Here is an 11,091-nt window from a genome sequence, read left to right as displayed (position 1 = left end):
CTGATCGGCAAAATCCGAGAGAACCCGGGTCAGCCTCCGGGCTTGGTCTCGTCGCCTCCCGCGTCGACGGTGCAGGACACGGCCTGGACCGCCTCGTTCGCCGCCGCGCGCTGGCTCGGCAGGTCCGCGATCACCCGGACGACGACGAAGCCCTGCCCATCCGTCGCGACGACGCGGACGTCGCGGCTGACCTCGTTCTCGTCCTCGTTGGCCAGGACCTCGTCGAACTGCCGACGGGTCAAGATCACGAGGTCGAGGGCGCCGCGAACCGCCGCTTGGTCGGTCACCGCGTAGAAGGCGCCTCGGCGCCCGTGGACCGCCACCGACATCATCAGCGGACCCGTGCGAGCCGCCACCCTCAGGGGACCCTCGGCGAGGTCGTAGGCGCACAGCCCCACCGCCACCGCCGGGTCGGGAATCGGGAGCCAGGGCTGCGCCGAGGACGGGGTGTCGCCGGTGGCCAGCGTATGGACGCGCATGGCGTGGTCCAAGGTCTCGCTGGTGCGGGCGCGGGACAGGGCGTCGGATTCCGACAGGGTCGGGATCAGCAGCACCGTCGCGATGTGGACGAGGCCGGCGATGACGAGCCCGCAAGCCGTCGCGAGGAGAAGGCGGCCGCGGGGCGTCATGCGCGGCACCCGATCCGCCGGATGATCGGCAGGGCTCCCCGGTCGAGGGTGCCGGCGCTCGCCGCCACGGGCGTGTCGTAGAGGCGCAAGGCCAGCCGGACCGGGCCGCTCGGCCGCGGCATCGGCAGCCAGTTTCCGGCCTGCACGTCCGGCGCGAGGGCGATGACGAAGCGGCCGTCGGCTTCGCGCAGGATCTCCGTCGAGGTCATGCCCTCGCGCAGGAGGGGCGCATCGGCGGGCCGTGAGCCGCGGCCGGCGATCGTGAGCGTCCAGGCCCGGGCCGGCGGCGTCGTGCCGGCGACCGCGTAGGAGCAGGTGGCGTCAAGGGCGCGTCCGTTGTCGTCCTGCGCGGCGGTCAGGAGAAGGCCCTCCCCGACGCCCAAGGGAATCTCGCCCCGCCTCGCATTCACCGCCCTCGTGTAGGGGTCGGCCCCCACGGCGCCGGCCTTGGGCCACGCCGTCCAGGGACCGACCGTGACGCCCCCGAACGGGTAGCCGCCGCTGGTGGCGTAGTCGGCACTCGCGAGCCCGAGGCCGGCGCCGAGAGCGAGGGCGTAGAGGATCAGGCCGATATCCGAGCCGTGTTGCAGCGCCGCTCGCAGACGCTCGCGGATGGCAGCACCGCTCCGGCGCGAAGCGGAACCGATCTTGCGGGTCCGGGCTGCGGTCGGTCCCTCGGCCGTATCAGCCAGTCTCGTCACGGGTCGGGTTTTCCTGAATTTTTGCGGGGCCGGAACGCGGCGACGTCACGGCATCGCGATGCGGCCCGAGGCGGGGCGCTGGCCGTCGGCAACCGGAGCGATCGGCTCGAAACCGGCGGCGCGCGGGGCGGGTTTGACCTCCACCGTGCGGAACAGGCTGTTGAGGCCGCCGATGACCTCGAAGGAGCGGCGCGAGATCTTGCCGGCTGCGCTGGCGGCCGCGTTGACGGGGGCGGCCAAGTCGCGATTCGCCTGCAGTGCCGGGCGGCCGGGTTCCTTGAGGCCCGGCAGGGCTTTGAGCTCGATGCCCCGGTGCGCGCTCTCCATCACGTCGTGCCAAGCCATCGCCGGGAGCGAGCCCCCGGTCATCTTGTTGGTGGAGGTGGAATCGTCGTTGCCGAACCAGACGGACCCCACGAAATTGCCGGTATAGGCCACGAACCAGGCATCCTTGTAGGCGTTCGTGGTGCCGGACTTGCCCGCGACCTTGATGCCTTCGAGCTGGGCGCGCTTGCCGGTCCCCTCCTCCACCACCTTGTTGAGCATGAAGTTCATGTCGGCGACGACCTGGGTCGAAAGGATCTGCTCGGGCTTCTCGTCGGCATGGCGGTAGATGACCTCGCCGGCGGAGTTCTTGACCTCCATGGCGGCGTAGGGCTTGGCCTTGCGGCCGCCATTGGCGAACACCGCGTAGGCCGCCGCCTGATCGATGACGTTGACCTCCGCCGACCCGATCGGCAGCGAGACCGTATCGACGAGCGGCGTCGTGATGCCCATCCGGTGGGCGGTGTCGATGATCTTGGCGCGGCCGGCCTTGGCGGCATTGGCCTGGTGGCTGATGCCCAGGGCGCGGCCGAGCGCGATCGAGATCTGGATCGGGATCGTGTTGATCGACTTGGCCACCGCGACGGTGAGCGTCGTCGCGCCGGAGAACGAGCGGCCGTAATTCTGCGGGCACCAGTTGCCGATGCAGATCGGCGCGTCGACGACGCGGGTCTCCGGCCGATAGAGGCCGGCGGCGAGTCCGGCCGCATAGACGTAGGGCTTGAACGAGGAGCCGGGCTGCCGAAGGGCGTCGGTGGCGCGGTTGAACTGGCTCTGGCCGTAATCGGAGCCTCCCACCATGGCACGCAGCGCCCCGTCGGGATCGAGGATGACCATCGCGGCCTCGTCGACCTCGTACTGGTCGCCGTACTTGCGCAAGGTGTTTTCCACCACCTCGTCGGCCCGCTTCTGGATGGCGAGGTCCAGCGGCGTCTTCACCGTTAGCACGCGGTCGCTGCGCAGCCTGCCAGCGTCGGCCAGACCCTTGATCTCGCCGAACGCCCAATCGAGGTAGTAGTCGGCGGTGATGTCGCGGGTCCGCGTCACCGGGGTCGCGGGATTGCGCAGGGCCGTCTGGATCTGCCCCTCGGTGAGGAAGCCCGCCTCGACCATGTTGTGGAGCACGTCCACCGCGCGGGCGCGGGCGGCGGGCAGGTTGACGTGGGGGGCGTACTTCGTCGGCGCCTTGAACAGGCCGGCGAGCATGGCGGCCTCGGCGAGGCTGATGTCCTTGAGGGCCTTGCCGAAATAATAGTCGGCCGCCGCCACGGCGCCGAAGGTGCCTCCGCCCATATAGGCGCGGTCGAGATAGAGCTTCAGGATCTCGTTCTTGGTGAGATGGCTCTCGAGCCAGAGCGCCAGGAAGGCCTCGTTGATCTTGCGCTCCAGCGAACGCTCGTTCGAGAGGAACAGGTTCTTGGCGAGCTGCTGCGTGATCGAGGAGCCGCCCTGGGTCGAGCCGCCGCCGCGCGAGTTCGACACGAAGGCGCGCGCCGTGCCGATCGGGTCGATGCCCCAATGCTCGTAGAAGCGCCGGTCCTCTGTCGACACCAGCGCCTTGATCATGGCGTCGGGGAATTCGTCGAGCTTGAGCGAATCGTCGTGCTTGATGCCCCGGCGCCCGACCTCGGTGCCGTAGCGGTCGAGGAAGGTCACGGCCAGGTCCTGGGTCTTGAGCCAGTTGTCGCTGGTCTGGTTGAAGGCCGATTGCGCGAGCGCCAGCATGACGAGGGCGCCGGCGGTGCCGAGCGTCATCGCCTCGCTCGTGAGGTCGAGGGCCCCGCGCTTCCAGCCGCGCACCGCGAACACGCTCATGCGCTTGGAGAAGGTCTCGTAGCCCTCGCCCGCTGAGCGGCCGCTCTCGTAGAGGCCGGCATTCACCCAGGCGTCGAAGGCGAGGGCGGCTCGCTTGATCCGGGTCAGCACGGCGTTGGCTTTGGGCAGGCGCACGACGTCCCTCATCCCCTGGCGGCCGACGCAGCGTCGGCCGGACCCATCATCCTTGTGCCGCAACAACGCGCGGGGCGCAGCCCCGGCCCGCAGATCCGCTGCGTCAACTTCTCATTAACATTGATACGCGATTGGGGCGCGGCAAAGACGGACCTGATCGGACCCCCTCGACAGCCGAGCGATCGCGACACGCGACGCTTGCTCCCCGCCCCGCCTTGCGGCAGGAGGACGGATCCCAGTCCCGATACGTCCCTTCCGAGACAAGGCGCCACCGATGCGCATCCGCACGGCCGCACGCGCCGCACCGACACCACCCGACCGCGACGGGCCGCCGCACGACGCTTCGGCGCCATTCTGGAAGCGCAAGAGCCTGGAGGCAATGTCGCCCGCCGAGTGGGAGAGCCTGTGCGACGGCTGCGGGCGCTGCTGCCTTCTGAAGCTCGAGGACGAGGATACCGGCGAGGTCTATCCCACCGATGTCGGCTGCACCCTGCTCGACGGCCACGGCTGCCGCTGCCGCGACTACAGGAACCGCCAGAAGCGGGTGCCCGACTGCGTGCGCCTGACGCCGGAGGCGGTGCGCACCATTCCCTGGCTGCCGCCAACCTGCGCCTACGCTCTCCTGCGCGACGGTCGCGACCTCTACGACTGGCACCCCCTGGTCACGGGCCGGGCGGCGAGCGTGCACGAGGCCGGTATCTCCGTGCGCGGCCGCGTGTCGGGCAACGAGGAGGAATTCACCACCGACGAACTCCTCGACCGCATCGTGACCTGGCCGGGCCGGACACCGGACACCGAAGATCCCGAAGATCCCGAAGAGTGACGGGCAGAGCTGGAGCGTAAGCCTAGGCCGCACCTACCCTGAGGAACCCGGCAATCGCCGCCTCGTTGCCCTGGAGACGATACGGGCCGGCATTCAGCGCCGCCCGGTCAAGCAACGGAGGTCACCGCCATGGGTCTTTTCTCGAAGCCGATCAAGACACTCGACGACCTGTTCAGCCATATGCTGCAGGACATCTATTACGCCGAGCAGCAGATCACCAAAGCCCTGCCGAAGATGATCGAGAAGGCGTCGAGCCCGCAGCTCAAGCAGGGCTTCGAACGCCATCTGCGCGAGACCGAGGGGCAGATCCAGCGCCTCGATCAGGTGTTCTCGCTGCTTGGCAAGCCGGCCAAGGGCGTCGATTGCGCTGCCATCGACGGCATCATCAGCGAGACCAAGGAGATCATGGGCGACGTCGACGATCCAGAGGTGCTGGACGCCGCGCTGATCGCCGGCGCGCAGGCCGTGGAGCATTACGAGATCACCCGCTACGGCACCCTCATCGCCTTCGCCAAGCAGCTCGGCCATCACAACGTTGTCGGCCATCTGCAGCAGACGCTCGATGAGGAGCGCACCACCGACACGCTGCTCACCGGGCTCGCCGAGAGCAGCGTCAACCGCAGCGCCGCGGCCTGAGGCTCACGTCCCGGCCCCGACACGTCAGGGGCCGGGCTCAGATCAGCCGGGCCCAGATCACTAGCCAGGCCCAGATCACTTGCCGGCGAGCAGGCGCCCGCCGGCGAGGGTGTTGGCGCTGATGATCGCGCCGACCACGACGAGGTGAGCCAGGAGATCGCTCGCCGTCGCGTTGTGGGGATGGAACGGCACGAGGAGTGCGGCCGCCGCCGCCGCCGCTGCGAGGCCACCCAGGGCCGCCGTGAGATTCGGCCGCAATGGGCAGGCCCGGCGCAGCATCAGGACGAGGCCCGCCGAGAGCGGCGCCGAGACTCCGAGCAGGAAGATCAGGCATCCGCCCATCTCTCCGGCGTCGGCGAGATCGGTTCCCGGCACGCTCCATTGGCGCAGGCAACCCAACCCGCTCGACCCGATCCAGAGGGCGGCGGGCGCGAGCGGCAGCAGCGCCCAGAATCGGCTGCGGCCCGGCACGCTGCTCTGGAAGGCGGCGACCGCCGCGGTCAGGGCTGTCAGCACGGCCCCGAGCGCGGCGAGACGCATGTCGAGTGTCGCCATGCGGGTGGCCAAGCCTTCCATGTCCGCGAAGGGGATCATGGCGAGGCCGAGCGCGATGGCGGCCGCGAACCAGCCGAGCCCTCGCAGCCAGGGTGCCGGCAATCGCCGCACGGGAGCGAGTCGGCGGCTCAACGCGTCGATGAGAGCGTCGTCATCCGATGCACGCGCGCCTCCGTCGATCCGGGGCTCAGACATCGGTCGCTCCTTTGTCACGCGACAGGGTGCTGCGCAGGACCTTCAACGCGCGGTGAAGGTTGACCTTGAGTGCGCCCTTGCTGCGTCCGGTGATGGCGGCCGCCTCGTCGAGCGAGCGTTCCTCGAAGGCCAGTTGCTCCACGGCCTCGCGCTGCCCGGGCGACAGGCCGGCGACGGCTCGCACGAGGGCAGCATCGCGCTGATGCGTATTGATCCCGGTGCCGGGGAGCGGACCGAGATCGGCATGGGCCTCGTAGGCGATCGGATCATGGATCTCCCGGGGCCGACGCCCATTGCGGCGCATCGCGTCGATGGCGCGGCGCTGCGTGATCGCACGCAACCACGGCAGGAACGGCCGAGCCGGATCATAGGTGGCCCTCGCCCGGTCGATGGTCATGAGGGTATCCTGGACGACGTCGTCCACCGCCTCCGGCCGCACCCCCTGCGCCCGCGCCATCCCGGCGATCACGGGCAGGCATTGGCGAAGGAGCCTGCGGTAGGCCTCGGCATCCCCGTCCTGTGCCGCGGCCATCGCGGTCGACAACGTCTCGTCAAGGGACATGGCGGCCCTGGTGTCGCCCCGCTTCGCATGAGCGACCATGGCCGCCGCTGCCTGCGCGGCGGCAGGACGGGACGGCCGGAAGTCGGCGGTCAGGATCATCGTGCCTTCTCCCCCACTTGTCCAACGCCACGGGCGTTCGTCAGGAACCGGCTTTGGCGAGCCGGGCGGCGCCGAGGATGCGGCCATCGTCGGCCTGCAGGATCACCGCGGCATCGGCACCGACCGGCACCGGCTCGGAGAAGGTCCTGGCCGCGCCGGTCCAGTCGCCGATCGCGCGGACGGAGCGCACGACGTTCGACTGGGTGAGATCGCGCCCGGCATTCTCGCCGCTGGTGACCCTGGTGCGATGGTCGGCGTCGAAGCCGACGAGGACGAGGCGGCCGCGACCGCTGCCCCGGCCTACGGTGACGACCACGGCATCTCCCTTTCGCACGAAATCGATCGGCGTGGCGTCCCCGACCTCCTTCCGGGCCTGGGCGATGGCGGCGGCGACCTCGCCGGCTTGCGAGCCGACGACGCTGCGGCGACCATCCACCACCATCTGCGGGGTGAACACGCCCTCGCCGAGCTGCGCCGCATAGGCGTTCTGCCGCTCGGTGGCTGCCGGAAGCGAGACCGTGTCGCGCCAGTTCAATCGGTTCCAGTAGGTGACGTGGAAGGCGAGCGGCAGCAGGTCCGCCCGCTCGCGGGCGAAGGCCGTCAGCAATGCCTCGGCCGGCGGGCAGGACGAGCAGCTCTGCGAGGTGAAGAGCTCGACGACGACCGGGCGCGAAGCCGCCGAGGCGGGGACGGCGAGAAGCGAAAGGCCGATGAGGGCGAGAAGAGACGGGCGCATGCGGAGGCTCCGGGTCGTCGAGCAGGATGCCCTCCCTTCGCCGAGGGCGTCCGTCCGGTTACGTCCTCTGCGCCGCGGGCGGATCGCCCGGGGTCACTCCGTCAGGACGAAGCGATCGACGTCGCGGAGGAGCTCGACGAAGGCACGCGCGCCGTGATCGAGGGCGAGCCCGCCGGCCTGCGCCGTTCCGAGCCTCGCGTTCCCGATGGCGCCGCTGGGATGGAGGTCGCCGGCCTTCCACGCGAAAGCCGCCGGCCGGCCGGCGCGCAGGTGGGTGAAGTCCCGCTCCATCGCCACGGTCCGCGGCACGAAATCCGCGACCTCGCCGACGCGCACGCTGCCGGGGGCGAGAGCCAGCATGAGTGCTGTCTCGATTCCGCCGGCATGGATTCCGTGACGGATCTCGGCCTCGGGAAAGAGATCCTCAGGATAGCCGAACCGGCTCCAGGCCGTGGTGACGGCGACAAGCCCGTGGCGGCGGCGCAATTCCAGGGCGACGAGGTCGATGAGGGCGCTGTTGCCGCCATGCGAGGTCACGATGACGAGCTTCGCGCACCCGGCCCGGTGGATGCAGGCCCCGATCTCGGTCCAGGCGCGCAGGGCCGTCTCGGCGGTGAGCGTCAGGGTGCCGGCAAAGCCATCATGCTCGTCGGATTTGCCCACGGCCTGGACCGGGAGGAGGAGGACGTCGAGTTCCGCGGGCACCAGGGCGGCGGCGCGGGCGAGATAGCCTTCTGCGATGGTGACGTCGGTGCCAAGGGGCAGGTGCGGGCCGTGCTGCTCGACCGCGGCCACCGGCAGGACCGCGATGGCGCGGCTCATGTCGCGGTTCCGGATGTCTTGCGTGGTCAGGGCGGACCAGGGCAGCATGGGCATGGCGATGCATTCCTCGGCGGACGGGCGTCCCTGCCCATAGGGCCGATCGCGCCTGCGAAAAAGGCGCCCCCTGGGATCACAGGTGGGCGCCTCTTGCAGAACAGACCGGCTTCGGAGCGGAGGAACCGTCCGTCGCGATGCCGGGCGTGGAAACCATCAGATCTTCTTGACGGCGTCGGCGGCGCTCTGGGCAGCGTTCTTCACGCCGTCCTTGGTCTCGCCGACGGCCTTCTGGGCATCGCCCTTGAGTTCCTGCGCCTTGCCTTCGGCCTGCAGCTTCTCGTTGCCCGTCACCGAACCGATGCCCTGCTTGACGTTGCCGACGGCTTCGTTGGCGAGGCCTTTGATCTTGTCCGTCGTGCTGCTCATGAAACGCTCCATCGCTTGTCGAAGGCGCCGTTACGACCACACGGCGCGGCCGGGCTCCTCCGGCAACCGCAACGGGAAAGCCCGCGCGATGTTCCGCGCCCCGTCGGCCGCGACGCATATGCCGCATCGCGCAGCTCGGAAATTCCGAGCGCCGCAGCAAACGCACGAGATTGCCGAGGCAAAGACTGCCACTCAAAAAATTCTGTGTTTCCGATACAAAATTTTTGCATGGTCCTTAGTATACCAACACCTCCAAGCTTCTTGAATTCATGGAATGTCCCTTTAGAACCGCCGCACGGAGACACGTCTTCACGGGGACAACACATCATGGCGATGCGCGTGGCGCCTTCGCTTCCCAGCCGAACCGGCAACGCCGTCCGCTTACCGGCCCGGGCCGACTGAGCCGATGGTGCATTGGCTCAGGTACCGGCACGACGGCGGCGGCGGCTTCGGGCGCCTCGACGGGGACACCATCGCGATCTTCGAGGGCGACCTCTTCGACGAGCCCGTCGCCACCGGGCGGACGCTGGCGCTAGCCGATGTCACGCTCGATCTTCCCTGCCGTCCTTCGAAGCTCATCGCCCTGTGGAACAACTTCGTCGCGATGGCCGAGAAGCAGGGTCTCGACCGGCCGCAGGCCCCGCTGTTCTTCATCAAGCCGCCCAACACCTACCGTGCGAGCGGCCAAGAGGTGGCGATCCCGGAGGGCGTCGGCCGGGTCCTGTTCGAGGGCGAACTCGGCATCGTCATCGGCAAGACCGGACGCGACCTGGCTCCGGAGGAGGCGGGTCGCCACATCTTCGGATATACCTGCCTCAACGACGTCACGGCCCTCGAGGTCCTGAAGGCCGATCCGAGCTTCATGCAGTGGACCCGCTCGAAAGGCTTCGACGGGTTCGGGCCGTTCGGCCCCGTCATCGCGACCGCACTTGATCCGCAAGACTCCAGCGTCCGGGTGCGGGTGAACGGTCGCGAGCGCCAAAGCTACCCGCTCGCCGACATGATGCTCAAGCCGGCGGAGATCGTGTCACTGATCTCGCAGGGGATGACCCTGGAGCCGGGCGACCTTATCGCCTGCGGCACCTCGAACGGAGCGGGACCGATCCCGAAGGGGGCGACCGTGGAGGTCGAGATCGACGGGATCGGCGTCCTGTCGAACAGTTTTTCGTGAGGCGATCCTTCAGCGCGCTCCCCTTTCCACGCTCGGCGTGGAAAGGGGGTGACACGCGATCCGGCAGCTTCAACATCGAGCAGGACCACAGGTCAGGGACACACACATGAGCATCGCCATCGTCGGCGCAGGCGCCATCGGCGGATTTCTCGGCGTGAGGCTCGCCCATGCCGGCGAGGACGTCACCTTCATCGCGCGCGGCGCCAATCTCGATGCCATCCAGGCGAACGGGATGCGGCTGATCGAGGAGAACTGCTCCGAGATCCACGTGACGAACCTCAAGGCCACGCGATCCATGGCCGAGGCTGGGCCGCACGACGTCGTCCTGCTCACCGTCAAGGCGCATCAGGTCGGCCCGATCGCGGCCGACCTCCACCACCTCATCGGCCCCGACACCGTCGTGGTGACGATGCAGAACGGGATTCCGTGGTGGTACTTCTCAGGCGGCCACGGCGGCGATCTCGCCGGCACGCACCTCGAAACCGCCGATCCGGGCGGCCTGATCGCCAAGCACCTCGACCCGAAGCACGTGATCGGCTCGGTGGTCTATCCCGCCGCCGTGCTCACCGAGCCCGGCGTCGTGCAAGTCATCGAAGGCCACCGCTTCGGTCTCGGCGAGCTCGACGGCTCCATGAGCCCGCGGGTCCAGGCGCTCGCGCAGCGCCTGATCAAGGCGGGCTTCCGCGCGCCCGTCACCAGCGACATCCGGGCCGAGATCTGGCTCAAGCTCTGGGGCAACCTCAGCTTCAACCCGATCTCGGCGCTCTCCCACGCCACCCTCGTCGACATCTGCCAGTTCCCCGAGACCCGGGCGCTCGCCGCCGACATGATGCGGGAGGCGGAAGGGATCGCGAACCGGCTCGGCGTCACGTTCAAGCTCGGCATCGAGAAGCGGATCAACGGGGCCGAGAAGGTCGGCGCCCACAAGACCTCGATGCTGCAGGATGTCGAGGCGGGCCGGCCGATCGAGCTCGAAGCCCTGGTCGGGTCGATCATCGAGCTCGGCCGCCTCACCGATATTCCAACCCCGCATATCGGCACCGTCTATGCTCTGATGCGGCTCCTGTCCCAGAGCCTCGACAAGGCGCAGGGGCGACTCGCCATCACCGCCGCCTGAATTCCGCATTCCGAGGACCACCCATCCCATGGCCGAGACCGCCACCACCCTCCACGCGCTGATCCAGGCGGGTGCCGACGAGGCTGCCGCCCTGTCGAGCCCCGGCGGCGTGCCCCTGACCTTCGCAGCCCTGCGCACGCTCACCGAGCGCACCATCGCCGCGCTGAACGCGCAGGGGATCGGCCGCGGCGACCGGGTCGGCATCGTGCTGCCCAATGGCCCCGAGATGGCCGCCGCCTTCATCGCCATCGGGGCCGGCGCCACCGCGGCGCCGTTGAACCCGGCCTACCGGGCGGACGAGTTCACGTTCTACCTCAGCGACCTCAACGCCAAGCTCCTGGTCGCCGC

General features: G+C 69.2%; 13 protein-coding genes. 5 read left to right on the top strand and 8 right to left on the bottom strand.

Annotation, left to right across the window (positions count from 1 at the left end):
* Positions 1-29: 29 nt before the first annotated feature.
* The 3 genes from ACFE7U_RS03690 to ACFE7U_RS03680 all read right to left on the bottom strand — a co-directional run bounded on the left by ACFE7U_RS03690 (position 30) and on the right by ACFE7U_RS03680 (position 3,604).
* Positions 30-629: a hypothetical protein gene (locus ACFE7U_RS03690; RefSeq protein WP_375408380.1), complete on the bottom strand. Its 600-nt coding sequence runs from the start codon at positions 627-629 to the stop codon at positions 30-32.
* Positions 626-1,243, bottom strand: a complete 618-nt coding sequence (locus ACFE7U_RS03685; protein WP_375408408.1) for a DUF1214 domain-containing protein — start codon at positions 1,241-1,243, stop codon at positions 626-628. The genes ACFE7U_RS03690 and ACFE7U_RS03685 overlap by 4 nt, the downstream gene beginning before the upstream one ends.
* Positions 1,244-1,375: 132 nt before the next feature.
* Positions 1,376-3,604, bottom strand: coding sequence for a transglycosylase domain-containing protein (locus tag ACFE7U_RS03680; RefSeq protein ID WP_375408379.1), 2,229 nt, complete (start codon positions 3,602-3,604; stop codon positions 1,376-1,378).
* Positions 3,605-3,878: 274 nt separating this feature from the next.
* On the opposite strand from ACFE7U_RS03680, the gene ACFE7U_RS03675 reads away from it, so the two are divergent.
* Both ACFE7U_RS03675 and ACFE7U_RS03670 read left to right on the top strand, forming a co-directional pair.
* Positions 3,879-4,427: a YcgN family cysteine cluster protein gene (locus tag ACFE7U_RS03675; RefSeq protein ID WP_375408378.1), complete on the top strand. Its 549-nt coding sequence runs from the start codon at positions 3,879-3,881 to the stop codon at positions 4,425-4,427.
* Between the two features lie 129 nt (positions 4,428-4,556).
* Positions 4,557-5,063 (top strand): ferritin-like domain-containing protein, encoded by a 507-nt coding sequence (locus tag ACFE7U_RS03670; protein ID WP_375408377.1) that lies wholly within the window; start codon positions 4,557-4,559, stop codon positions 5,061-5,063.
* A gap of 75 nt (positions 5,064-5,138) precedes the next feature.
* Here ACFE7U_RS03670 and ACFE7U_RS03665 read toward each other — a convergent pair whose 3' ends face one another.
* The 5 genes from ACFE7U_RS03665 to ACFE7U_RS03645 form a co-directional block, all read right to left on the bottom strand.
* Positions 5,139-5,813: an NrsF family protein gene (locus ACFE7U_RS03665; protein WP_375408376.1), complete on the bottom strand. Its 675-nt coding sequence runs from the start codon at positions 5,811-5,813 to the stop codon at positions 5,139-5,141.
* Positions 5,806-6,474, bottom strand: coding sequence for an RNA polymerase sigma factor (locus ACFE7U_RS03660; protein WP_375408375.1), 669 nt, complete (start codon positions 6,472-6,474; stop codon positions 5,806-5,808). The genes ACFE7U_RS03665 and ACFE7U_RS03660 overlap by 8 nt, the downstream gene beginning before the upstream one ends.
* 40 nt (positions 6,475-6,514) lie before the next feature.
* Positions 6,515-7,210: a DUF1223 domain-containing protein gene (locus ACFE7U_RS03655; RefSeq protein WP_375408374.1), complete on the bottom strand. Its 696-nt coding sequence runs from the start codon at positions 7,208-7,210 to the stop codon at positions 6,515-6,517.
* A 93-nt stretch (positions 7,211-7,303) separates the two neighbouring features.
* Positions 7,304-8,086 (bottom strand): creatininase family protein, encoded by a 783-nt coding sequence (locus tag ACFE7U_RS03650; RefSeq protein WP_375408373.1) that lies wholly within the window; start codon positions 8,084-8,086, stop codon positions 7,304-7,306.
* 156 nt (positions 8,087-8,242) lie between these two features.
* On the bottom strand, positions 8,243-8,455 hold the full coding sequence (locus ACFE7U_RS03645) for a CsbD family protein (protein ID WP_375408372.1): 213 nt from the start codon (positions 8,453-8,455) through the stop codon (positions 8,243-8,245).
* A 406-nt stretch (positions 8,456-8,861) separates the two neighbouring features.
* Here ACFE7U_RS03645 and ACFE7U_RS03640 point away from each other — a divergent pair, with 406 nt between their 5' ends.
* The 3 genes from ACFE7U_RS03640 to ACFE7U_RS03630 form a co-directional block, all read left to right on the top strand.
* Positions 8,862-9,626 (top strand): fumarylacetoacetate hydrolase family protein, encoded by a 765-nt coding sequence (locus tag ACFE7U_RS03640; protein ID WP_375408371.1) that lies wholly within the window; start codon positions 8,862-8,864, stop codon positions 9,624-9,626.
* A 106-nt stretch (positions 9,627-9,732) separates the two neighbouring features.
* Positions 9,733-10,743, top strand: a complete 1,011-nt coding sequence (locus ACFE7U_RS03635; RefSeq protein WP_375408370.1) for a ketopantoate reductase family protein — start codon at positions 9,733-9,735, stop codon at positions 10,741-10,743.
* Positions 10,744-10,771: 28 nt separating this feature from the next.
* Positions 10,772-11,091: AMP-binding protein (locus ACFE7U_RS03630; protein WP_375408369.1), on the top strand; the 320-nt coding region annotated here is incomplete at its 3' end.

It is taken from the genome of uncultured Methylobacterium sp. (assembly GCF_964251405.1).
Taxonomy (GTDB): Bacteria; Pseudomonadota; Alphaproteobacteria; order Rhizobiales; family Beijerinckiaceae; genus Methylobacterium.
Note: the sequence above shows the minus strand (reverse complement) of the source record. Positions and strands in the feature narration are given on the sequence as shown.

Coding starts and splice junctions, on each gene's coding strand:
- ACFE7U_RS03690 (WP_375408380.1), bottom strand. CDS start 629: ATGACGCCCCGCGGCCGCCTTCTCCTCGCGACGGCTTGCGGGCTCGTC.
- ACFE7U_RS03675 (WP_375408378.1), top strand. CDS start 3,879: ATGCGCATCCGCACGGCCGCACGCGCCGCACCGACACCACCCGACCGC.
- ACFE7U_RS03670 (WP_375408377.1), top strand. CDS start 4,557: ATGGGTCTTTTCTCGAAGCCGATCAAGACACTCGACGACCTGTTCAGC.
- ACFE7U_RS03665 (WP_375408376.1), bottom strand. CDS start 5,813: ATGTCTGAGCCCCGGATCGACGGAGGCGCGCGTGCATCGGATGACGAC.
- ACFE7U_RS03660 (WP_375408375.1), bottom strand. CDS start 6,474: ATGATCCTGACCGCCGACTTCCGGCCGTCCCGTCCTGCCGCCGCGCAG.
- ACFE7U_RS03655 (WP_375408374.1), bottom strand. CDS start 7,210: ATGCGCCCGTCTCTTCTCGCCCTCATCGGCCTTTCGCTTCTCGCCGTC.
- ACFE7U_RS03650 (WP_375408373.1), bottom strand. CDS start 8,086: ATGCCCATGCTGCCCTGGTCCGCCCTGACCACGCAAGACATCCGGAAC.
- ACFE7U_RS03645 (WP_375408372.1), bottom strand. CDS start 8,455: ATGAGCAGCACGACGGACAAGATCAAAGGCCTCGCCAACGAAGCCGTC.
- ACFE7U_RS03640 (WP_375408371.1), top strand. CDS start 8,862: ATGGTGCATTGGCTCAGGTACCGGCACGACGGCGGCGGCGGCTTCGGG.
- ACFE7U_RS03635 (WP_375408370.1), top strand. CDS start 9,733: ATGAGCATCGCCATCGTCGGCGCAGGCGCCATCGGCGGATTTCTCGGC.